The sequence below is a fragment of the Streptomyces sp. CB02414 genome (assembly GCF_001905385.1).
Lineage (GTDB): Bacteria > Actinomycetota > Actinomycetes > Streptomycetales > Streptomycetaceae > Streptomyces.
Genome location: NZ_LIPF01000004.1, coordinates 365,374 through 386,986, shown reverse-complemented (window position 1 = coordinate 386,986; position 21,613 = coordinate 365,374). Strand labels below are relative to the sequence as shown.

Here is a 21,613-nt window from a genome sequence, read left to right as displayed (position 1 = left end):
CACTCCGATCACTCAATCTGGTTCTGGGGCGGGCGGACGCCCTTCTTCTCGACGACCGCTCCGTCCGCGCGGACGCGCAGGCGGCAGGCGAGCCGGGACGCCGGGCGCCTCAGGTGCACCGGCATCCGCAGGCGTACGGCATCCTGCTCCTCCGCGTCCGCAGGGACGACGGCCTCCTCCCCCGCGCAGAGCACCGCCGCGCACACCATGCACTCGGCCTTGCCCCAGCAGGTCGTCGGCCACCGGTACCCCTGTCGCCAGGCCGCCTCCGCCAAGGTCTCGTGCGGCTGCACGTCGATCGTGTGGCCACCCGGTTCGACGGTCACCCTCGGCACGGCGCCTCCTCTCCGGCCGCGATGTCAGGCCGAGGGCTCGATGGAGCCGATTCGGGTGCCCACCGGGTAGTCGGTCTCCTCCTTGGCGTCCCCGTGGCGCAGGATGCCGCTGGCGGGAGCCTCCACCTCGCTGTCGACCTTGTCGGTGGCGACCGTGTAGATCGGCTCGCCTTCGGTCACCGCCGCGCCGTCCTCGACGAGCCACTCGAGGAACGTCGCCTCCGTCGCGGCCATGGACAGTTTGGGCATGTTGAGAGGAACGATCTCAGCCACGGGAACCACCCACCGTCTTTCGCACCGCTTCCTCGATCCGGGTCGCACTGGGATTGATTTCGGACTCCAGCCCGACCGACGCCGGGATGGGGACGAACCGCGACCCGACCCGGGCGACCGGGGCGAGCAGCCGTCCGAACAGGTCATGGCCGATGCGGGCGGCCAACTCGGCGCCGGGACCCGCGAACTCGGTGGCGTAGTGCGCGATCACGGCCCGGCGGGTCCGCCGCACGGACCCGAGGACGGTGTCCAGGTCGAGCGGGACGAGCGTGCGCAGGTCCACGACCTCGGCTTCGATTCCGTCGGCGGAGAGGGCCTCCGCCGCCGCGAGCGCGTCCCGGACGCCACGGCCGTAGGTGATGATCGTGACGTCGTCCCCGGCTCGCTTCACGTCGGCCCGGCCGAGCGGGAGCGCCCCGCCCTTGAGGTCCGCCCGCGGTCCCTTGACGCCGTACAGGGCGGTCTCGTCGATGAAGAGACAGGGGTCGGGATCGAAGATCGACGCCCGCAGCAGCAGCTCGGCGTCGGCCGGCGTGCTCGGGATCGCCACCTTGAGGCCCGGCACGTGCATGAACAGGGCCTCCAGCGACTGGGAGTGCGTCGCCCCGTTGCCCGAACCGCCGAAGACCGAGGTCCGGAAGGTCACCGGGCACGGTGTGCGCCCGCCGGACATGAAGCGCGCCTTGGCCCCGTGGTTGACGATCTGGTCGAAGGCGATGCCGATGAAGTCCATGATCATGATCTCGGCGACCGGAAGGAGCCCTTCGAAGGCCGCCCCGATCGCGGCGCCGGCGATGGCGGCCTCGGAGATCGGGGTGTCGAGGACGCGGTCGTGCCCGTGCTTGGTCGACAGGCCCCTGGTGACCCCGGTGACCCCGCCGCCCGGGTCGGCGATGTCCTCTCCCAGGAGGAACACGCGCTCGTCCTCGGCGAGCGCGCCGTCCAGCGCCGCGTGCAGCGCCTGGCTCATCGAGTAGCTGGCGGTCATCGGGGGGCTCCTGCCATGTCTGCGTAGACGTCGACTTCCACCTCGTCGGCCGACGGAGCGGGACTCGCGAGCACGGTCGCGACGGCCTTCTCGATCTCGGCCACAGACGCGGCGTCGATCCTGGCCAGCTCGTCCGCGTCGGCGACGCCTCGCTCCGCGAGGAAGTGCTCGAAGCGCGGCACCGGGTCGTCCGCCCTCGCCTGTTGCATCCGTTCCTCGGGCATGTACCGCTGAGGGTCGCCGTAGTGGTGACCCTCGAAGCGGAAGGTGAGGCACTCGACCAGGCTCGGCCCGGCTCCGCTCCTGGCCCGCTCGACGGCCGCCGTCAGCCCGTTGTGCACGGCCACCGGGTCGTTGCCGTCGACGCGGATGCCGGGCATGCCGTAGGCCGCTGCCCGGTCGGCCACCCGCTCGACCCGCATGGTCGCCTCCACCGGAGTCATCTCGGCGAACTGGTTGTTCTGGCAGACCAGTACGACCGGCAGGTCCCACACCGCGGCGAGATTCGCCGCTTCGTGGAACGACCCCGTGTTCGTCGCCCCGTCCCCGAAGGTCACGGCGACCACCCGGCCGCTCCCCTGCCGCTTCGCCGCGAGCGCCAGTCCCACGCCCACGGGCGGGCCGCCGCCGACGATGCCGGTGGACATCATGACGCCCACCTCCGGGCACGTGATGTGCATCGTGCCGCCCTTGCCGCGTGACGCGCCGACGCTCCGCCCGAGGACCTCACCCAGGATCTCGACCGGCGGCACTCCCTTGGCCAGCAGGTCGTGGATGCCGCGGTACGTCGTCACGAGCCGGTCGTCGCGGCGCAGGGCCGTGCCCAGCCCGGCGGCCACCGCCTCCTGCCCTCGCGCCGGCCAGATCACGCCGTGGAACTCGCCCCGGCGAAAGCCCTTGCGCAAGCGGTCCTCGCAGGCCCGTGAGAGAGTCATCGTCCGGTACATCGTCAGGAGCGTGTCCGCTCCTGGAACACCGCTCGACGTTTCGAGTTGCAATGGTCGTTCCTTCCTGCACGTGCGGCTTTCTAGTCCTGGGCCAGGCGGCGGTCGAGCTCGAGATGCATGTTGCCGATCGCGGCCTCCCACTCCGTCGCGAGCCGAAGCCCGTCGAATCCCCTGGTGCGTACCCCCGCCTGCTGACGCTCGATGTTGCTGAAGTCCTGCAGCGGGATCAGACCCCAGTTGTCGGCGTCGTCCTTGGCGAACCGGCCGAGCGACTCGGCCCGGGGCCGCACCTCGGTCTCCGGGTACGTCGTGAGCGACCACACCTCGAAACGGCACCGCTCCGGGTCGTTTCCGTACGGCCGGATGCGGTAGGCGAGCGAGTTCATGTACTGGGGCAGGAAGAACAGGTTGGGGAAGACGAAGACCTCGCCACTGGTGAACAGCGGGCTGTTCTCCATGCCCTCGGTCCAGGGGATCCCCGCTCCCTCGGCGTGGGCGCGCAGTGCCTCCGCCGCGGCCTTGCGCACGTTGTCACCCGGCTTCAGCCGGTGGCGCAGCGCCCCGAGCACGTTGAGGTCGCGCTCGAGCGTCATGGCGTCCTGGCCATCGGCCAGCGCCCGTCCCGCCATCAGGAAGCCGTCCAGGCTCGGCGTCCCTCCATCCACCTTGTTCTCGAAGTGGGAGTGCCCGTTCGGATGCACGTGGTACTCGGTGGCGTCGACCGGGTAGTCCTCGATGGGCAGGCCGAACGCCAGCTGAGGATGGGTCTGGGGGACGTGGTAGCCCTCCATGAACGCTTCCTGGGCGATCTTCCAGTTGGCCTCGAGGATGACCTCCTTCCACCACTTGACCTGCCAGTTGCCCCAGCCGAGCGCGTCGAGCATGTCGACGACCGGAGCGAGCGACTCGCGCAGCGGACCCGCGTCCGGTGACATGTTGATCCAGGCACAGCCGCCCCAGATCTCGACCATGCACTCGCGCAGCCGGAGCTCGTCGGGGCGCAGGCACTCGGGCGCGAAGCCGTGCTCGCCGTACACGAAGGAGTTGGAACCGTCCGCGTTCCAGCGCCACCCGTGGAAGGGGCAGACCAACTGGCCGCCCGGCAGGCGCCCGACGCCCTTCTCCAACTGGGTGGCCCGGTGCCGGCATGCGTTGTGGAATGCCTTCACCGACATGTCGGCCTGCCGGACCAGCAGCACCGAGTCCGTCCCGATCTCGTACTCGGTGAAGTCGTTCGGGTGCGGTATCTCCTCCAGACGGCACGCCATCTGCCAGGTGCGCGGCCAGAGCTTCTCATTCTCCAGGTCGAAGAAGCCGCGGTCGTAGTAGCGCTCCCGGGGAATTCGAAGCGGGTTCTGTACCGCGAACGGAACTCCGCTCGTGTCGGCTGCAGAGCCGGTGCCGCTGACGAGTTCACCCTCGATCGCTGTCATTCTCGGCCTCCTCACGTCGTGCCACTGCGGATTGAGTCTTGTCCGGAGCGGTAGCCGGGCGACAGCACACGGTTGAACGGAATTCCGTGGGCGGCTTGTCAATGTGTAAGGATTCGACGAACCTGAGCGCCGTGGAAGACATACGCCCGACGGTGCAGCGCGTTCTGGAACTCCCCGAGGTACAGCGTGGTCACCCGGTCGTCCTCGCCGGACGAGCCGGGCTCGACCATGACGTCTCCTGGGCGCACGTCCTCGAGAGCAGTACGGTCGCCGGCCTGCTGCGTGGCGGAGAGGTCGTGCTTCTCACCGGGATCGGGCTGCCGCACAGCAACGAGCACCTGCGCTCCTGGATCCGGGACCTCAGCGCCGCCGGTGCCGCCGCGGTGATGATCCAGCTGGGTGAACGGTGGCGGAATCCACCGGCCGCTCTCGTGCGGGCGGCCGACGAGCTGGGCCTGCCGCTGATCGGCCTGGGCACGACCGTGCCCTTCGTCGACATCACCAGGGCGGTCCAGACAAGGATCATGCACTCCTCCGTCACCGACCTCCGGGAGTCTGTGCGGATCCACGAACTCTTCTACCGGATGGCGCTGGAGGGCCGTACGGACGAGGAGATGCTGCTGGCGGTCGCCTCGGCGACACGCACCGTGGTGGTGCTGGAGAGCCCCGCCCATCACGTCCTGGCCTTCCACGGGGGCGTGGGCGACGACTGGGAGGCCATCCTGGGCGACTGGGAACGCCGTTCCCGGAGCGACGGCGGTGACGAGGGCTGGCTCATCGTGGACGTCCGCGCCCGCGGGCAGTACTGGGGCCGGCTGGTGGCGCTGGTGGGGCCGGACACCGCCCCCACCGCGCGGCAGCGGCTCGCGCTGGAGCGCGGCGCGGAGAACATCGCGTTGCGCAGAGTGATCGAGGGTGACGGCAAGGTCCTCGAACTCGACACCCGTACCGAGTTGCTGCAACGCCTCGCGCGCGGCTGGTACCCGAACGAGGCGGCGGGCAGGAACGAGGCCGAGGCGGCGGGCTTCCCGTTCAACGGCCGCACGGTCGTGGGGATCGCGGTCACCGCGGCAGGGCTGTCGCCCGAGCAGTTGCGCCTCGCCGTCACCAAGGCCGCGGCCCTGGTGCCGGTCGACGTCCTGATGGGGGCGGACGGCACGGGCCTCGCCTCGCTGCGTCCCGACCAGGTGCCGATGGAGAGGCTGCGCTCTCTCTCCGGGCGGCTGTGCCGGGACATCGGACCGACGACGATCGGCCTGGGCGACCAGGTGCGCGAACTGCGTTCGATCCGGTCCTCACTCGACGACGCCCGGCACGCCGCGCTGGCGGAGGCCACGCAGGGTGGGCGGCGGGCCGTGGTAAGGCTTGCCGACACCCAGGTCCACGGGCTGCTCGCCCAGTTGCACCGCGATCCCCGGCTGGAGGCGTACGTCGAGCGCATGCTGGGTCCACTGCTGGCCGACGACCACACCGCGGAGCTGGAGACGCTGCGGGTCTATCTGGACCACGGACGCAACAAGTCCGCCGCGGCCCAGTCCATCCGGCTCAGCAGGCCCGCCTTCTACGCCAGACTGCACCGGGCAGGGCAGCTGCTGGCGGCCGACCTCGACGACGCCGACACCTGCCTCGCCCTGCAGGTGGCACTGGCCGCGAGGACCGTTACGGCGACGGCGGCCACATGGACGCCCCCGCGACGAACGGGACTGTCGTCGCACAGGTGACGCCATGTGGCCGGGGCTGCCACCGCGTCCGACTACTTCGACACCCAGAGGGTATCGGTCCGGATGCCGGCGTTGCCGTAAAGTTCCACGCCGTGCAGCTGATCCTTCCACCCCAGACCCAGTTCGTAGCGGGTGTAGATCATCCCTGGCGTCAGCTCGCCGAAGAGCCGTCCCACCTCCTGAAATGCCTCCGTCTGCTCCGCCTCGCCGGTGGCGGCCAGGCCCTTCAGCAGGGCGGCGTCGAGTGCGCGGTCCTCCACGCCGCTCAGGTTGCCCGGCGACTTGCTGTGCAGCCCCAGATACAGGGCCAGCCCCGGCTGGACCCCGGGGTAGAGCCCGGAGGTGATCAACTGGAACGTCTTCTGCACCGTCTTGCCGACCGCTGCGGAGAAGTCCAGTACCTCGACCTCGACCTGGACGTTCTCGTACTGGTTGAGCTGGCTCTGGATGGCCTCGACGGTCCGCTTGCCCTCGGTGGTCGGGTACGAGGTGATGGTGAAGCGCACCGGCTCGCCCTCGGCGGCCAGTTCGTCGAACAGCTTCTGCGCGGCGGCCTTGTCGTACTCGGGCAGCGTGTTGTCGCCGTTGTAGGGAGAACCGTCGGCATAGAGCGTGGCGGGCGCCTCGGCCGCCCCGCCCGGCGTGAGCGTCCTGAGCACGGCCTCGCGATCGACCGCCTGGGCGACTGCCTGGCGGGCACGCACGTCGTCGAAGGGCGCGGTCCGGGCGTTGAAGGCCATGAACAGCCCACCGCCCAACTTGGGGGACGCGACGTTCATGCCTTCTTTCTCCGCTTGGGTGTGCTGGTTGACGAACCCCGCGTCCGCGCCGCCCGACTTCACGGTGGCGGCACGCTGGACGGAGTCCGAGTTCGCGGTCAGCACGAGCTCGTCCAGGTAGGGACGGGAACTGTCGTAGTAGGCCGGGTTCCTTTTCAGCACCATCGGTCCGCTACGGGTCCACGAGCCGAGCACGAAAGGGCCGGCACCGACCGGTTCGGCGTCGAACGACTGAGCGCTTCCCCGCAGAGCTCGCGGCGAGGCGATCCAGTTCAGGGACTGGGCGATGGCGGCCTCGAAGTGGTTCACCGGCAGGCTGAGCTTGAAGTCCAGGTCCTGGCCGGACGGAGTCATGTCGGTCACCAGCCCGGCGTACGGCGCCGACTGAGAGCCGACCTTCGGGTCGGCGAGCCGCGCCCAGTTGAACTTCACGGCCGCAGCGTCCAGCGGAGTTCCGTCGGAGAACTTCAGCCCGTCACGGAGCTTCAGCTTCCATGTGGTGCCCCCGTCGCTGGTCGTGAGGCTCTTGGCCAGTCCGTACTGAACCTTGCCCTTGGCGTCCATCCTCAGCAGTTGGCCGTACAGCGAGTTTCCGACCAGTGCGTTGGTACCCAGGTCGTTGCTCATGAGCGCCGGGTCCAGCCTGCGCGGCTCGGAGGTCTGCACTATGGTCGCCGACCCGCCGGACTGCGGCGGGCCCGCGTCGTCCTGCCGGTTCCCGTCCGATCCCTCCGAGCCGGATCCGCAGGCGGCCAGCAGCGTGACCGCCACGGCGATCACAGCGGTCCGCAGTGTGTGCTTCGTCTTCACAGGGCTCCCTCTCGTTGTCGACAACGTCAGGCAGTCGCCTGGGACCTGGGGACGGCGTTGTCCTGCGCCGCCGCAAGTGCCCCGGATTCCCGCGTGATCCGCCGTTTCTGCTCGCTGGTCGCCTGACTGAGGCGGGATGCCTTGGGCCAGCCGTAGTAGGCCGCGAAGTGCAGCGCCACCTCATCCATCTCGTCACAGGAGACGTCCCCGCTCCGCAACGCACCGTAGACATGGGCGTCGATCGGCATGGATGCGCCCTGGATCGCCACGCAGGCCAGGGTGATGAGCCTGCGTTCCCTCCTGCTGAGGCCCGGGCGCAACCACATCTCACCGAAGACGAAGTTGAGGATCCCGGCGCCCGAGTAGGGGTTGTCGCGTGATGGTGCGTCCGGCAGGCAGTTGATCTCGCGGAACGCCCGCTCCCCGCCTTCGAGGCGGAGTTCGGGCTTCGACGCGGTCGTGAGCGGCAGCAGCGGTTCCGGTGCCGGGACCGCGAGCCCCCGTTCGCGGTGAATGCGCGCCCACTGCTCGTTGACGACGGCGTTCAGGCGTGACGCGTTCGGCCAGCCGCCGTAGACCGCGAAGTGCAGGACGGCCTCCCGCATCTCGGTAATGCCGATGTCGTCGCTGTTGAGCGCGGCATGGACGTGATCGACGAGGGACGCTTCGTCGTCCGCTGCCGCGACGCACGGCAGGGTGACGAAGCGGCGGTCCCGCCGGCTCAGGCCCGGCCTCGACCAGATGTCGGCGAACACCAGGTCGATCAGGCCGTCGGTGACGGCCGGTGCCGGTCCGTCGGGCGGCGCGTAGGTCATCACTTCGGTGAACACCCGCCTCCCACGATCCCGCCGCTCGGAGCCGGCGGCCGGCCCGCCGCCGGCCGCATCCCGTCCCCGAGGCATCGTCGGGCTCATCCCGCCTGTGGTTCGGTCGGCACTTCGCGCCTCTCACGGCCGGCGATCGTGTCGGCGATGAGCCGCTTGAAGCCGTCGTGGGTGTCGAACAGCTCCGACACCTCGGCGAGAGGCTTGCCGCTCGCCACCGACCAGACCCGTAGCCACTGGTTCGGGTCGGTGTACCACTCCAGGCGCACCACCCTGCAACGCTCGTCAGTCGTGACGAAGTCGACCTGGTGTGCGGTCACCGAGGTTCCGTCGATCGCCGTGCCGCCGAAGACCTGGCGGGCGATCCATCCGTCCTCGTGCGCGAGGACGTCGTATTCCTTGATGCCGAAGTCCGGGATCCTCGTCCAGTACATCTGGAACTCGGGATTCGAGTCCATGCTGTCCCGGCCCGTCATCGGCACGGTCCACTCGCCTCTCTTCGGGGAGAAGAGAGTCAACTCGTAGGGCTCGTCTATCTCACCGTCGGGCGTGTACCAGACCTCGATATGGCCCACCCGATGTCCGTGCTTCTGGGATTCGTACTTGCGTCGCGCGATCTCACGGGGCACTTCGGTGCGGTTCACCATTCTTCTCCCTCGCCATGTCGTCGAGTCCCAAGGTCCGACCGGTGCCCGGGTCAGTCGGTCAAGGGGAAATGGCAGGCGACATATTGCCCTGTCTTGGTCTGGGCCATCTGAGGTTCCTGCTGGGCGCACAGTTCCTGGGCACGGGGGCAACGGGTACGGAACCGGCATCCGCTGGGTGGTTCGAGGGGGGAGGGGATGTCGCCTCCCAGGGCGGGACCTGCGAACCCGCCCCGGAGGTCGGACCGGGGAACCGAGTCGAGCAGGGCGCGCGTGTACGGATGCGCCGGCGAGGCGTACACGGATTCCGGCTCGCCGAGTTCGCAGATCTTGCCGAGGTACATGACCATGACGCGATCGCTGATGGTGCGGACGACGCCCAGGTCGTGAGCGATGAAGACGACCGTGAGGCCGAACTCGTCCTTGATGTCCTCGATGAGGTTGATGATCTGGGCCTGGACGGAGACATCGAGGGCGGAGACGGCTTCGTCGCAGACGATCAGTTCGGGCTCGACGGCGAGCGCGCGGGCGATGGCCACTCGCTGTGCCTGCCCGCCGGAAAGTTGCCTGGGCAGCCGGTCGGCGAAGCGCTCGTACTCCAGACCGACGCTGTCGAGCACGGCTCGGGCCCGCTCCCGGCGCCGCTCGGCGGACGCACCCGCGGCGGCCAGGCCCTCGGTGACGAGATGGCGGACCGGGCGGCGGGGGTTCAGCGACCCCACCGGGTCCTGGAAGATCATCTGCATGCGCCGGCGCAGCCGGGTCAGTTCTTTGCGAGGGGCGGCGAGGATGTCCGCACCGGCGAAGCGGACCCGTCCGCCACTGACCTCGCCCAGACGCAGGATCGCGCGTCCGGTGGTGGATTTGCCGCAGCCGGATTCGCCGACGATGCCGAGGGTCTCGCCCCGCAACAGATCGAAGCTGATGCCGGAGACGGCACGCACGACCCCGGCCGCGGTGGTGAACTCGACGCGCAGGTCCTCGACCGACAACAGCACCTCGTTCCCGGTGCCGTCGTTGTTGTCGGTCTCGTTGTCGCCGTGCTGCTCCAGTGCACCGCGGCCCTCGCTGTGCGGGTCCCGGGTACGCAGGTGAGCGGTACCACTACCGGCCACAGGAACTCCCCCCTTCCTCCTGAGTCACCGACAAGGCTCCGTTCGGTGTGAGTGCCTTGCCGGAGACGGGATGTTCACAACTGTGGTCGTGTCCGCCGCTGGGCTCCCCCAGCACGCCGGCCCCGGAAGCGGTGCAGGCCTCCGTGGCATGGGCGCAGCGAGCGGCGAAGCGGCACCCCACGGGAGGGTCGTACACACTGGGCAGGCCGCCCGGGATGACGCGCAGCCTGCTGTGCCGGGCGGCAGTCAGGGAGGGGGTCGCGGACAGCAGTGCCTCGGTGTACCGGTGCTGCGGGTGGGCGAACACGGTCGGCGTGGGTCCGCCCTCCACCACACGTCCGGAGTACATGACGGCGATCTGCTCGGTGCGTCCGGACACAACCCCCAGGTCGTGGCTGATCAGCATCAACGCCATGCCGCGGGCACTGCGCAGATGGTCCAGCAGGTCGAGGATCTGCCGTTGGATGGTCACGTCGAGAGCGGTGGTCGGCTCGTCCGCGATGAGGAGTTCGGGTTCGCAGGACAGGGCCACGGCGATCATCACTCGCTGCCGCATCCCGCCCGACATCTGGCCCGGGTAGTTGGAGAGCCGCTTCTCGGGGTCGGGCACGCCGACCTCGGCCAGCAGCTGCACCGCGCGGTCCCGGGCCTGCGAACGTCCGAGGCCCAGGTGTCGCCGCATCCCCTCGGTGAGTTGCCGCTCCACCCGTACGACCGGGTTCAGTGACCGGCTGGGATCCTGGAACACGATGGCCAACCGCGTCCCCCAGAGTTCCCGCAACCGGGCGGGAGCGGCGGTGAGCAGGTCCTGGCCGTCGTAACCGATCCGCCCGGAGCGGACCGCGTCGGGCGGCAGGAGTCCCATCACCGAACGGGCGAGCACCGACTTGCCGGATCCGGATTCGCCGACGATGCCCAGGGCCCCGCCGCGGCGCAGGCTCAGTGACACGTTGTCGACGGCCCGGACCACGCCGGCGGAGGTGGGGATGTAGGTGTGCAGTCCGTCGATCTCCAGCAGCGGGGCGTCGGGCGGTGCCGGGTCAGGCGTCTTCATTTCGTCATCCAGAGGGAGTCCGTGCGGATCGCGCTCCTGGCGTACAACTCGACACCGTGCACCTTGTCGCTGTAGGCGATCCCGTAGGCGCTGCGGGTGAAGAGCAGGGAGGGCGCCAGTTCGTTGAACAGGCGGGCCACCTCGCGGTTGGCTCGCTCGCGTGCCTTCTCGTCCGTGGCCTTCATGCCGGCGCTCAACGCCTCGTCGAGGTCGGGGCTGCTGAGTCCGCCCACGTTGTTGGCCTGGCCGGTGGCGAGCACCGTGTAGAGGCGGGGCGACGGGCGGTCGAACGTGACGGCGGAGACGATCGACTGGAACTGGCGACCCACGGTCTTGGCGACGGCCGTCGAGTAGTCGAGCGTCTCCACCTCCACCTCGACGTTGTCGTACTGGTTGAGCTGCGCCTGAACGGCCTCGGCCACGCGCTTGAGCTGGGTGACCTGGTACGTGGTGACGGTGAACCGGACCGGCTTGCCCTCGGCGGCCAGCTCGTCGAACAGCTTCTGCGCGGCGGCCTTGTCGTACTTCGGCAGTGTGGTGCCCCCGTTGTACGGGGAACCGTCCGCGAAGAGCGTGTCGGGCACGGCGGCCGCGTTCTTGTAGACCGCGACGTTCACGGCGGCACGGTCGACGCCCATGAGGAGGGCCCGGCGGGCGCGCACGTCGTCGAACGGCGCCTGCTGGGTGTTCAGGGTGAGCGAGGTCCCGCCGCCCAGATTCGAGGCGCCGACCGTCAGGCCCCGCTTCTCCGCAGTCCTGAGAAGGTCGCTGGCGGAACTGGCGACGGCGTCGGCGCCACCGGCCTGCTGGGTGTCGAACATCTGGTTGGTGTCCGTGTTGAAGGTCAGCACCAGCTGGTCGAGGTACGGCCGCGGGGCGTCGTAGTACGCCGGGTTCCTGGCCAGGACCATCTGGCCGCCGCGTTTCCAGGACTTCAGCACGAACGGCCCGGCCCCGACCGGCTTCGCGTCGAACTTCTGCGCTCCCGCGCCCAGGGCCCGGGGCGAGGCGATGAAGTTCATGTCCGATGCGATGGCGCTGCCGAACTCCGCGATCGGCTGGGTGAGTGTGAAATCGAGCGTCTGGCCCTTCGGGGTCATCGTCTTGACGAAGCTCGCGAAGGCGCGTGACGGAGAACCCACGGCCTTGTCCTTCAGCCGCGCCCAGTTGAACTCGACGGCCGCGGCGTCGAGGGGTGTGCCGTCGGTGAACTTCAGCCCGTCACGCAGCCGCAGCTGCCAGGTGGTGCCGCCGTCGCTGGTCACGAGGCTCTTGGCCAGACCGTATTCGGTCTGGCCCTCATCGTCCACGATCAGCAGTTGGCCGAAGAGCGAGCTGCCGATCAGTGACTCGCTGATGACCTGGTTGAGCATCTTGGCCGGGTCGAGCCCGCTCGGCTCCGTCTGCTTCACCACGCGCAGCGTCCCGCCCGACTGCGGCTTGCCGGGGTCCGGGCTGGTTCCGGAAGGGGAGCCGCCCGAGCCGCAGGCGGCCAACAGCGCCACCGCTACGGCGATGACCGCGGCGCGCAGCGAGTGCTTCTCTCTCATGGGCCCGTCTCTTTCCTTGTCATTGCTGCATCGTTCTGTCGAACCTGTGGCGCGCGTAGTCACCGCACTGGTTCAGCGCGAAGATGGTCAGGAAGATGGCCGCCGTGGGGATGAACACCATCTGCGGGTCGGTGGTGAGAAAGTCCTTTCCGTCGGCGATCATCGTTCCCCAACTGGGCCTGGGCGGGGGGATGCCCAGTCCGAGGAAGCCGAGTGACCCCTCCGCGACGATCAGGGCCGCGACCACGGTCGGGAAGTACGCCAGCACCGACGGCACGACGTTCGGCAGCACCTCGCGGAACGCGATCCGCGTGCGGCCCCAGCCCATGTTGCGGGCGGCCAGCACGAAGTCCCTCGACGCCCAGTTCAGGGTGTTCGCGCGGGCCAGTCTGACGAAAGTGGGGATGACCAGTGTGGTCAGGCCGATCAGCAGCGTGCCGAAACTGGGACGCAGGATCGACGAGATGGCCATCAGCAGCACGAGCGGTGGAAAGGCGAGCAGGGCGTCGGTGACGTACGTGATCACGGTGTCGACCGGCCCTCCGAAGCAGCCGGCGATCAGACCCAGCAAAGTGCCGACCACCGCCGCGATGGTGCCGGCGATCGCGCCCACCAGCAGGGACACCTGTCCCCCGTACACCATGCGGGACAGGACGCTGCGTCCGAGGTTGTCCAGCCCCAGCCACTGGTCGAGGGCGCCTGACGGCCCCGCGCCGGGGAAGCCGATCGGAGCGCCGTAGTCGGCCAGCGGCAGCAGCGCCGCACCGGCGGACGCCACCACTACCAGCACGATCCAGGCGAGCGAGCACCACATGAGCACGTTGCGTCGTCTGCGTACCGGACGGACCACTGGTGCCCGCTTGTCGCGGGACCCGCTCACAGGCACGGTGCCGGCAGCCCGGCCGGCGCTCGGTGGCGCGCTCATCGCGCACCCGCCAGCCGCACGCGGGGATCGAGCATCTCGTATCCCAGATCGACGAGCGTGTTGATCAGTACGTAGGCGGCTGCCACGAAGGCCACCACCCCCTGGACGGTGACGATGTCACGGGAGGTGACCGCGGTGGAGACCAACTGGCCGAGCCCGGGCAGTGAGAAGAACGTCTCCACGATGACCGTCCCGCCGACCAGTCGCCCTAGGCTCACCCCGGCGACCGTCAGCAGGGAGAAAGACGCGGGTCGGAAGGCGTGCCGCCACAGTATGTACCGGCCGCTCAGCCCCTTGGCCCGGGCCGCCTCCACATAGTCCTCGCGCAGAGTGGTTCTCAGGTCGGCACGCAGGATGCGCTGGAACACGGCCACCTCGATCAGGGCGACACACAGCGCGGGCAGGAACGCCGTCCGCAGGTTGGCTCCCAGCCCGTCGCTCAGCGGCACCCACCCGGTTACCGGGAACACCCGCGTCTGCACCGCCAGCAGGTACACCAGGACGGGCGCCGCGACGAACGCCGGGATCGCCAGGAACACCGACGTCAGTCCGTTGATCCCGCGATCGAGCGGGGAATCGGGGCGTTGCCGCGCCGCGACGGTCGCCAGCAGGACGCCGATCACCAGCGCGAGGAACAGGGCCAGCGCCGCGATCTCCAGCGTCACCGGCAATCGCTCCACGATGGCCGAGGTCACTGGCTGATTCGTCACCGGTGACGTGCCCAGACCGCCCTGGAGGGCAGAACCGAGCCAGGAGAACCACTGCACGAGCACCGAGCGGTCGAGACCCATCTCTCGCTCGAGCTCCGCGACCGCCTGCGGGGTCGCGCTCTCCCCCAGGATCACGGTCGCCACCGACCCCGGTGCCAACCCCATGAGCAGGACGACCATGAAGGTCACCAGCAGGATGACGAGCGCACCGCGGAGAAGCTTCCGCAGAACATATCGAAACAACGGCCCTCCTCGTCGAAGGCTGTGACCGGTGGCCGGACCAAGCACGGCCACCGAATGAGACCCGTACGACCCGGTTAGCGACAGGCGCAAACGGTCATCGGGATGCGAGACGAACAGTAGGAATAAATCCACATCGACGTCAATATTGATTTCACTGCGTCGACCTTGATTTTCTTCGCGCCCCTCGACGCGGGGAGAAACGTAGGTGCCCTGCGCCGCCCCGTTCAGGAGGTTGCGGCGTACGCCGGGCACCGCTCAGGTGATGCGAGGTCCGTGGGAGAGCCGACGGGCCTGGTACCGCAACGGTGCTTGCCGTGCCGGACGGAGCGGCGCACGATGTCCGTCATCGACTGCCGGGGACCTACCGGTCATCGCCCCGGAGGTGACGACGACGAGACCGTGCCCGTGTCGCAGGTGTCCACCGACGAACGGCGATTACGGCTGAGGCGGTACGGACGAGTAGGGCTGATACCCGCGGAGCGACGTCTCGACGACGCGTTGACCGTGCTGACGGACGCGCTGTAGCGTCCGCAACTGATGTGAACCGTTTCACGCCACCGCTGCTCGCCAGCCTTGATATGAGCCGCAGTGGTCGGCGACGCTGCGCCTTCCCTGTTCACCGACCGGATCCCGGTCTCACCAGAATGGGAACAGCTCAATGGTGAGCAACGACGAAATCGATCTCAGCCACTCCGGCACCAGACGACCGCTACTGAGCCGCCGCACGTTCACCGCCGGGGCGCTGGTCGCCGGCGTCGGGATGGCGGGGGCCCCCGCGGCGAGCGCCGCGGCGGCCCCCGGCGTCGTGGGGTCCGCGGCGTGGCGGGGCGGCTTCCGCAACGCCCTGTCCGTGTCGCCGTTCACCGAGACGGTGCTCGCCCAAGCAGCCTTGAGTGACGGGCGGTTGGTTGCCCGGACCGTGCCGGAGGTCCACCGGCTGTTCATGCGGCACGGGGGGCGAGAACTCTACGCCCGGATCGCGACGAAAAGGGTCGCTCCGCAGGGCGCCGCCGAGCACGGGTGGGTCCGCGGGCTGGAACGCGCCCGCCTCGCCCGGGCCCTCGGCGTGCCGTTCAATCCCGAGATCGGCCTCTTCGCCAACTACGGCGACACCATCTCCTATCAGGATCCGCCGGACTTCCGGGACTACCCGCACATCGCCGCGCACGTGAACGGTCCCTGGACCGGCCTGACCCTCAACCAGATGGTGCGGGTCATCCGGCTCTACACCGCGACGATCGCCAAGCAGATCCGGTCCACCGGTGCGCAGGTCGAGTACTGGGACCTCGGGAACGAAGTCGAGAACGGGATCGCCGGGGTCACCCCGCACCCGGTCGTCCCCAGCCCCGACCCGGCCGTCGCCTACGCGCCCCCGGACGCCGTCGACCCCGCCATCGGGCAGATGACCATCTTCCAGCTGCAGTACCAGATGCCCGAGGCGGAGCGCATCGCCTGGTCGCGGCAACACCTGTGGCCCTACATGGCAGCGTTGTTCGCCGCCGCCCGGGACGGCATCCGCTCCGTCGACCGCCGCGCGAAGTTCTCCACGCACATCAGCCTGTCCAACATGACGACACCGGCCGTCCCTCTCGCCTTCTGGACGACCATGCGCGACAACGGGTATCTCCCCGACGAGCTGGGCGTGTCCTTCTACCCCACCGTCGGTTCGATCATCCCGGGCGCTCCCCCGGTCCCCGACGACCGGTTCGCCGTGTTCAAGGACATCCACCTGCGGCTGCGCGCGGAGTTCGGCCGCAAGGTGTTCATCGCCGAGTACGCCTACCCGTCGGCCAACGGGTCGCTGTTCGACACCCCGACCGCGGGCTACGCCATCAACCCGGCCGACCAGGTCCGGTTCACCCGCGACCTCGTCCAGTGGGGCCGCCGCACCGACGTGCTGGCGGGCATCCGCTGGTGGGCCCCCGACTTCGTGATGGGCGGTGAGCCCGCCGGCTGGAACCCCCTCGCGTTGTTCAACCCCGTCGTCGACGGCACCAGCACCGCGAAGCCGGCCATCGACGCCATCAGGCCGTAAGCAGTGCCTGAACCCGGTGCTGTGCACCCGGACCGTCGTGCGTCAGGCCGCCGCGGTCACCGGCTCCCTCGCCTCTGCTCCAGGTGAGGGGCTGTGAACGGTGCCCGACCCGCTCATGCACTGCGTCCAGTCCAAGCACGGCAAGCACCGTTGCAGTACAGGGCCCGTTTCAAGAAGGGCGTGCCCAGAGCAGGGTCGATGCGAGTGACCGCCGCTTCATAGCAGGTGGCGGTCTTCTCGAACCTGGTGGCGGTGCGTCGGCAGCCCATGAGCCGGTTGGCGCAGGCTCGATCACGTTGCACCGCCGGTAGGTCTCCCGGTCGAACCTGGCGGTCGGCCGCCGTAGCCACCGCGCCTCAGCCGGTGCCGTCGCTGGTCGGTCTATTGAGGGTGGTGTTCGCAATGACGCGCTTTCGCAGATAGGCACGGGAGCCGCCGAAGTTGTAGGCCTTGTCTGCGATGCCTGGACCAGGCAGTCGCTGTGGCCGGCCGCGTCGGCGTGGGCCTGGATCGACTGCACCATCGTCCGCGCCCACCAGCACGCCGCCGGCACCTGCCGAAAAAAGGGGGGCGGCATCAGGAGGGAACCGCACGAGCACGCCGTCGGCCGATCCCGAAGAAGACTGGCTGCCGGGATCCCCCTCGCCTGTGACGGCAAGGGCCGACCGCTCGCGATCCAGGTGTCGCCCGGCCAACGCCACGACAGCGCCTGCGCACGCCCTCTGTCGGGACGTGTCCGTGTGCCCCGCTCCGGCCCGGGCCGGCCGCGGTGCAGGCCCGATCGGTTCGTGAGTTCATGACGACGTATTACGACACCATGATCCACCACCCGGATGATCTTCTGAAAACGGGTCCTAGGCCGGCGAAGTCGGCCGTGGGCGGCTCAGCAGCTCCTGGGCCAGTGAGACCGCGAGCGACCCGCTCCGGTCGTGGATCGTGCCGGTGTACCAAAGGCGTTCGGCGCTCAGAGTGTGCGGCACGAGGTCCATCAGCAGCCAGCCTGAGAGGTCCACTCGCCGATGGAACCAGATCGCGTGGTCGAGGCTGGCGGGGACCATCGGCACCGCGAGGTCGAGCGCGCCGAGGCCGTTACTCCGGTCCGACAGGTACGTCAGCGTCGCGGCCTCCATGAGCCGGTCGCCCGCCTGAACACCTACTGCACGCGCCCAGAAGCGCGTCGGCCACTCGGCGCCGCCCTGGCCGGGTGCCAACCGGCACTCCAGGCCGAACATGCGTGGGCCCGGGTAGACGGGGAGGTCCTCCGGGTCCCCTGTCACTTCGGGTGCGGCTGTCACCTGCACGTCGGGGCCGCCGGCGTCGACGCCGAAGGAGCAGGAGGCGGTGGCGATGACCTTGCCGTCCTGCACCGCCTCGACGCGGCGCGCGGAGAACGCGCGCCCGTCCCGGTCGCGTTGGACTCGGTACTCGGTCGGCCGTGACGCGGAGCCGGCGCGCAGGTAGTAGAGATGCAGCGAGTTCGGCGATCGGTCGTCGCCCGCGGTGCGGCCCGCGGCGACGAGCGCCTGGGCGGCGATCTGCCCGCCGTACAAAGTCTTCTCGTCGCGGTAGAGCAGCCGTGAGCGGAAGAGGTCCGGCTCGATCCGGTCGAGCAGGAGGACGTCCCGCAGCGACGGTGCGGCCACGGAACGCGTCGTCATGCCAGCAGTTCCACGAGCGTGGCGTTGGCGGTCCCGCCGCCTTCGCACATCGTCTGGAGGCCGTAGCGGATGCCGTTGTCCCGCATGTGGTGGACCATCCGCGTCATCAGGCTCACTCCCGACGCGCCGAGCGGATGACCGAGCGCGATCGCGCCGCCGAGCGGGTTCAGCAGATCCGGATCCGCGCCGGTCTCCTGCAGCCAGGCGAGCGGGACGGAGGCGAAAGCCTCATTCACCTCGAACACCCCGATCCGGGACAGCGGCACTCCCGACTTCTTGAGCAACTGCTCGGTCGCCGGGATGGGCGCGGTGAGCATGAGCTCGGGGTCCGAGCCCACGACCACTCCCGCGACGTAGCGCGCGAGTGGTGTGAGCCCGGCCGCCCTGGCGCGTCGCGGGGTCGTCACGAGCAGGGCGGCGGCCCCGTCGGAGATCTGCGAGGAGTTGCCCGCGTGCAGTACACCGTCCGCCTTGAAGGAGGGCTTCAGCTTCGCGAGCGTCTCGACGCTGCTGCCCCGGCGAATGCCCTCGTCTACGGTGAACGCCGAGCCGGATACGTCGATCGGCACGACCTGTTCCTCGAACGCGCCCGAGTCCACGGCAGCTGCCGCCCTGGCGTGGGAGAGGGCGGAGAGCGCGTCCAGGTCCCGACGCGACAGGTGCCAGCGCTCCGCGATCAGTTCCGCGCTGACGCCTTGGTTGAACTCCCGGCCGCCGTAACGCGCGAGGGCGCGTGGGCCGTACGGCCGGCCGCCCTCCTTTGCCGCGTTCATCGGCACCCGGCTCATCGACTCGACGCCCGCGGCCACGACCATCTCGGCCTGCCCCGCCATCACAGCGTGGGCCGCGTAGTCGAGCGCCTGCTGGCTGGAGCCGCAGGCCCGGTTGATGGTCGCGCCCGGTACGGTGTCGGGCCAGCCCGCGGCCAGGACCGAGTAGCGGCCCACATTGCTGGACTGGTCCCCGAACTGGGTCGCGCAGCCCACGACCACGTCGTCGACGCCGGCCGGGTCGATCCTTGTGCGGTCCACGAGGGCGGTGAGCACCTCCGCCATCAGGTCCACCGGGTGGATATCGGCCAGCGTCCCGTTCCGCTTGCCGTGTGCGGTCCTCATCGCGGCCGCGATCACGACTTCGTTCATCGTCGCCCCCTGGCACCCAGTGTCCGACGGATATATTTGACTTCGACGTCAGAGTAGGCACCCCTCCACAACATCGTCAACGGGCCAGTTATGACATTGACGTCGAAAAATAGTCCTGGGAGACTGGGCGAGCCCTGCGACAGGAGGATTCCCATGAACGACAGCGTGCTCATCGAGCAGGACGAGGACGGCATCGTCCTGGTCACGCTGAACCGACCGGACGCGCTGAACTCGGCCAACGAGGACCTGCACACCGCGATCGCGGGAGTGTGGTCCCATCTTAAGGAGCGGCCGGGAGTGAAGGCCGTGGTACTGACCGGCGCGGGGCGGGCCTTCTCGGCGGGCGGTGACCTGCCGCTGCTCCAGCGCATGGTCGACGACCCGGTTCTGCGTACGAAGGTGATGGCCGAGTCCTCGGTTCTCGTCCGGGGCATGGTCCACTCGCCGTGGCCGATCGTCTCCGCGGTCAACGGCCCGGCCGTCGGCCTGGGCTGCAGCCTGGCCTCGCTGTCGGATCTCGTCGTCATCGAGGAGGACGGCTACTTCGCCGACCCGCACGTCAGCATCGGTCTCGTCGCCGGCGACGGCGGTGCCCTGACCTGGCCGCTCAGCACGGGCCTGCAGCGCACCAAGGAGTGGCTGCTGCTCGGCGGGAAGATCTCGGCCCAGGACGCCTACCAGTTCGGCATCGCCAACCGGGTCGTCCCGAAGGGCGAAGCGGTGACCGAGGCCAAGAAGCTGGCGCAGCGGCTGGTGAAACTCCCGCCGCAGGCCATGCTCGAGACCCGCCGGGTACTCAACCAGCCGCTGGTCGACCGGATCGAGGGGGCGCTCGACGACCTGCTCGCCACCGAGACCAAGTCTTTCGAGGAACCGGCCTTCCACAGTGCCCTGAAGAAGGTGCTGGAGAAGCGGGGGCTGAAGGCCTGACCCACCTCGAAACGGTGATGGGCGGTGGCCCCGGATCTCCGGGGCCACCGCCCATCACCGTTTCGAGGACTACGGCCGGGCGAGCGTGACCAGGCGCTGCTCGGTCATCTCGTGCACGGCGTACCGGGGTCCTTCGACACCCATCCCGCTCTGCTTCGCCCCGCCGTACGGCATGAGGTCGACACGGTTGCTGGACGTCTCGTTGACGTGCACGGATCCCATGTGCAGCTGCTCGACGGCGTCGAGGGCCTTCGTCAGATCCGCGGTGAAGATGCCCGCCGACAGGCCGTAGGGGGTGTCGTTGATCTCGGCGATGGCCCGGTCGAGGTCGGTGTAGGGCCGGACGGACACCACCGGGCCGAAGATCTCCCGGCAGTGGACCTCCATGTCCGCGCCCACACCCGTGAGTACCGTCGGCTCGACGACCGTGCCGCGCCGCGTGCCTCCCGCCATGACGGACGCACCGCTCTCGACCGCGCGGTCGATCCACGAGGCGATGCGGACGGCGTCCGCCTCACTGATCACCGGCCCGACGAAGGTCTTCTCGTCCCTCGGGTCGCCCGCCACCGTCGCGGCGACGGCCCCGGTCAACTCCGCGGCGAATTCGTCGACCGCCCCGGCGTGGACGTAGAGCCGCTGCACCGACGTGCACACCTGGCCGGCCTTGCGGAAGGCGGCGTTGACGCACGCGGACGCCGCCTTGGCCAGATCGGCGTCGTCGCACACCACCGTGCTCGACAGGCTGCCCATCTCCAGCTGGGTGCGACGCAGGCCGACCGTGCGCTGGATGTGCGCACCGATCTCGGTGCTGCCGGTGAAGGCGTAGAACGAGGGGACCGGACTCTCCAGCAACCACTGCCCAACGGTCGATCCCCCGCCGTGCACGACCGCGATCAGGGACTCGGGCAGACCGGCCTCCAGCAGTGTGCGGACCAGGAGCCCGGCACTGAGCGGCGTGTACGAGGCCGGCTTCACGACGACGCCGTTGCCCGCCGCCAGCGCGGGAGCCACCTTGTGGGTGAGGGTGTTCAACGGCGAGTTGAACGGTGTGATGGCGCAGACGACGCCGAGCGGGCGCCGCAGGGTGAAGGCGTACCGGTCCTGCGCTGCTCCGGGGGCGGCGTTCCAGGGGACCATCTCGCCGTGGATCCGCTTGGCCTCCTCGCCCGAGAGGATGAGTGTCTGGACGGCCCGGTCGACCTCCCGCCGAGCGTCGGTCACGGTGAATCCCGTGTCGTTGACGACAGTCCGCACGAACTCCGACCGGCGCTCCTTCACCAGCCCGGCGGTCGCCGTGAGGATCTCGAAACGCTCGTACGGGGTGAGCCGGCATTCGCTCTGACCCCGCGCCACGCCGTCCAGGGCCTCCGCCACCTGCTCGGCGCCCGCCTCGTGCACCTCGGCCACCAACGCGCCGTCGTACTTGTCGCGCAGCTCGGAGACCCGCACTCCGTCGGTCCACCGGCCGCCGTAGAAGAGCTGTGCCTGCACGGCCAT

General features: G+C 69.4%; 19 protein-coding genes. 3 read left to right on the top strand and 16 right to left on the bottom strand.

Annotation, left to right across the window (positions count from 1 at the left end):
• Positions 1 to 8: 8 nt before the first annotated feature.
• The 5 genes from AMK11_RS15830 to AMK11_RS15810 form a co-directional block, all read right to left on the bottom strand.
• Positions 9 to 335: a 2Fe-2S iron-sulfur cluster-binding protein gene (locus tag AMK11_RS15830; protein WP_073727468.1), complete on the bottom strand. Its 327-nt coding sequence runs from the start codon at positions 333 to 335 to the stop codon at positions 9 to 11.
• A 24-nt stretch (positions 336 to 359) separates the two neighbouring features.
• Positions 360 to 584, bottom strand: coding sequence for a lipoyl domain-containing protein (locus tag AMK11_RS15825; protein WP_073727947.1), 225 nt, complete (start codon positions 582 to 584; stop codon positions 360 to 362).
• A 16-nt stretch (positions 585 to 600) separates the two neighbouring features.
• Positions 601 to 1,596, bottom strand: coding sequence for an alpha-ketoacid dehydrogenase subunit beta (locus AMK11_RS15820; protein WP_073727466.1), 996 nt, complete (start codon positions 1,594 to 1,596; stop codon positions 601 to 603).
• Positions 1,593 to 2,531, bottom strand: a complete 939-nt coding sequence (locus AMK11_RS15815) for a thiamine pyrophosphate-dependent dehydrogenase E1 component subunit alpha (RefSeq protein WP_198941380.1) — start codon at positions 2,529 to 2,531, stop codon at positions 1,593 to 1,595. The genes AMK11_RS15820 and AMK11_RS15815 overlap by 4 nt, the downstream gene beginning before the upstream one ends.
• Positions 2,532 to 2,623: 92 nt before the next feature.
• Entirely contained in the window at positions 2,624 to 3,976 is a 1,353-nt protein-coding gene (locus AMK11_RS15810; protein ID WP_079187465.1) for an aromatic ring-hydroxylating oxygenase subunit alpha, read from the bottom strand.
• A 131-nt stretch (positions 3,977 to 4,107) separates the two neighbouring features.
• On the opposite strand from AMK11_RS15810, the gene AMK11_RS15805 reads away from it, so the two are divergent.
• Positions 4,108 to 5,697 carry a PucR family transcriptional regulator gene (locus AMK11_RS15805; protein WP_073727462.1) on the top strand — a complete coding sequence of 530 codons (1,590 nt, stop codon included), beginning with the start codon at positions 4,108 to 4,110 and terminating at the stop codon, positions 5,695 to 5,697.
• Between the two features lie 32 nt (positions 5,698 to 5,729).
• Here AMK11_RS15805 and AMK11_RS15800 read toward each other — a convergent pair whose 3' ends face one another.
• The 8 genes from AMK11_RS15800 to AMK11_RS15765 form a co-directional block, all read right to left on the bottom strand.
• Positions 5,730 to 7,286 carry an ABC transporter substrate-binding protein gene (locus tag AMK11_RS15800; protein WP_073727460.1) on the bottom strand — a complete coding sequence of 519 codons (1,557 nt, stop codon included), beginning with the start codon at positions 7,284 to 7,286 and terminating at the stop codon, positions 5,730 to 5,732.
• A gap of 26 nt (positions 7,287 to 7,312) precedes the next feature.
• Positions 7,313 to 8,116 carry a carboxymuconolactone decarboxylase family protein gene (locus tag AMK11_RS15795; RefSeq protein WP_198941379.1) on the bottom strand — a complete coding sequence of 268 codons (804 nt, stop codon included), beginning with the start codon at positions 8,114 to 8,116 and terminating at the stop codon, positions 7,313 to 7,315.
• An 80-nt stretch (positions 8,117 to 8,196) separates the two neighbouring features.
• Entirely contained in the window at positions 8,197 to 8,757 is a 561-nt protein-coding gene (locus tag AMK11_RS15790) for a hypothetical protein (RefSeq protein ID WP_073727456.1), read from the bottom strand.
• 50 nt (positions 8,758 to 8,807) lie between these two features.
• The gene (locus tag AMK11_RS15785) at positions 8,808 to 9,869 is read right to left on the bottom strand and encodes an ABC transporter ATP-binding protein (RefSeq protein ID WP_198941378.1); all 1,062 of its coding nucleotides are present in this window, start codon (positions 9,867 to 9,869) and stop codon (positions 8,808 to 8,810) included.
• The gene (locus AMK11_RS15780; RefSeq protein ID WP_073727454.1) at positions 9,859 to 10,923 is read right to left on the bottom strand and encodes an ABC transporter ATP-binding protein; all 1,065 of its coding nucleotides are present in this window, start codon (positions 10,921 to 10,923) and stop codon (positions 9,859 to 9,861) included. Before AMK11_RS15780 ends, AMK11_RS15785 begins: the two co-directional genes overlap by 11 nt.
• A complete protein-coding gene (locus AMK11_RS15775; RefSeq protein ID WP_073727452.1) occupies positions 10,920 to 12,473 on the bottom strand; it encodes an ABC transporter substrate-binding protein in 1,554 nt (517 codons plus the stop codon). Before AMK11_RS15775 ends, AMK11_RS15780 begins: the two co-directional genes overlap by 4 nt.
• A gap of 19 nt (positions 12,474 to 12,492) precedes the next feature.
• Positions 12,493 to 13,353, bottom strand: coding sequence for an ABC transporter permease (locus AMK11_RS15770; RefSeq protein ID WP_198941377.1), 861 nt, complete (start codon positions 13,351 to 13,353; stop codon positions 12,493 to 12,495).
• Positions 13,354 to 13,394: 41 nt separating this feature from the next.
• Positions 13,395 to 14,603, bottom strand: a complete 1,209-nt coding sequence (locus AMK11_RS15765) for an ABC transporter permease (protein ID WP_198941376.1) — start codon at positions 14,601 to 14,603, stop codon at positions 13,395 to 13,397.
• A 406-nt stretch (positions 14,604 to 15,009) separates the two neighbouring features.
• On the opposite strand from AMK11_RS15765, the gene AMK11_RS15760 reads away from it, so the two are divergent.
• On the top strand, positions 15,010 to 16,386 hold the full coding sequence (locus tag AMK11_RS15760; RefSeq protein WP_073727446.1) for a glycosyl hydrolase 53 family protein: 1,377 nt from the start codon (positions 15,010 to 15,012) through the stop codon (positions 16,384 to 16,386).
• A gap of 854 nt (positions 16,387 to 17,240) precedes the next feature.
• Here the strand turns inward: AMK11_RS15760 and AMK11_RS15755 are convergent.
• Both AMK11_RS15755 and AMK11_RS15750 read right to left on the bottom strand, forming a co-directional pair.
• Entirely contained in the window at positions 17,241 to 18,044 is an 804-nt protein-coding gene (locus AMK11_RS15755) for an acyl-CoA thioesterase (protein ID WP_073727444.1), read from the bottom strand.
• The gene (locus AMK11_RS15750) at positions 18,041 to 19,186 is read right to left on the bottom strand and encodes a thiolase family protein (RefSeq protein WP_073727442.1); all 1,146 of its coding nucleotides are present in this window, start codon (positions 19,184 to 19,186) and stop codon (positions 18,041 to 18,043) included. Before AMK11_RS15750 ends, AMK11_RS15755 begins: the two co-directional genes overlap by 4 nt.
• A gap of 153 nt (positions 19,187 to 19,339) precedes the next feature.
• Between AMK11_RS15750 and AMK11_RS15745 the strand changes: the two genes are divergently transcribed.
• The gene (locus tag AMK11_RS15745) at positions 19,340 to 20,116 is read left to right on the top strand and encodes an enoyl-CoA hydratase/isomerase family protein (RefSeq protein WP_073727440.1); all 777 of its coding nucleotides are present in this window, start codon (positions 19,340 to 19,342) and stop codon (positions 20,114 to 20,116) included.
• Between the two features lie 69 nt (positions 20,117 to 20,185).
• Here the strand turns inward: AMK11_RS15745 and AMK11_RS15740 are convergent, their stop codons facing one another.
• Positions 20,186 to 21,613, bottom strand: a complete 1,428-nt coding sequence (locus tag AMK11_RS15740) for an aldehyde dehydrogenase family protein (RefSeq protein WP_073727438.1) — start codon at positions 21,611 to 21,613, stop codon at positions 20,186 to 20,188.

What these genes read in the sequence shown, in the direction of transcription:
- AMK11_RS15825 (WP_073727947.1), bottom strand. Translation starts at nt 584, where the DNA reads ATGCCCAAACTGTCCATGGCCGCGACGGAGGCGACGTTCCTCGAGTGG.
- AMK11_RS15820 (WP_073727466.1), bottom strand. Translation starts at nt 1,596, where the DNA reads ATGACCGCCAGCTACTCGATGAGCCAGGCGCTGCACGCGGCGCTGGAC.
- AMK11_RS15815 (WP_198941380.1), bottom strand. Translation starts at nt 2,531, where the DNA reads ATGACTCTCTCACGGGCCTGCGAGGACCGCTTGCGCAAGGGCTTTCGC.
- AMK11_RS15810 (WP_079187465.1), bottom strand. Translation starts at nt 3,976, where the DNA reads ATGACAGCGATCGAGGGTGAACTCGTCAGCGGCACCGGCTCTGCAGCC.
- AMK11_RS15790 (WP_073727456.1), bottom strand. Translation starts at nt 8,757, where the DNA reads ATGGTGAACCGCACCGAAGTGCCCCGTGAGATCGCGCGACGCAAGTAC.
- AMK11_RS15780 (WP_073727454.1), bottom strand. Translation starts at nt 10,923, where the DNA reads ATGAAGACGCCTGACCCGGCACCGCCCGACGCCCCGCTGCTGGAGATC.
- AMK11_RS15775 (WP_073727452.1), bottom strand. Translation starts at nt 12,473, where the DNA reads ATGAGAGAGAAGCACTCGCTGCGCGCCGCGGTCATCGCCGTAGCGGTG.
- AMK11_RS15760 (WP_073727446.1), top strand. Translation starts at nt 15,010, where the DNA reads ATGGTGAGCAACGACGAAATCGATCTCAGCCACTCCGGCACCAGACGA.
- AMK11_RS15755 (WP_073727444.1), bottom strand. Translation starts at nt 18,044, where the DNA reads ATGACGACGCGTTCCGTGGCCGCACCGTCGCTGCGGGACGTCCTCCTG.
- AMK11_RS15750 (WP_073727442.1), bottom strand. Translation starts at nt 19,186, where the DNA reads ATGAACGAAGTCGTGATCGCGGCCGCGATGAGGACCGCACACGGCAAG.
- AMK11_RS15745 (WP_073727440.1), top strand. Translation starts at nt 19,340, where the DNA reads ATGAACGACAGCGTGCTCATCGAGCAGGACGAGGACGGCATCGTCCTG.
- AMK11_RS15740 (WP_073727438.1), bottom strand. Translation starts at nt 21,613, where the DNA reads ATGGCCGTGCAGGCACAGCTCTTCTACGGCGGCCGGTGGACCGACGGA.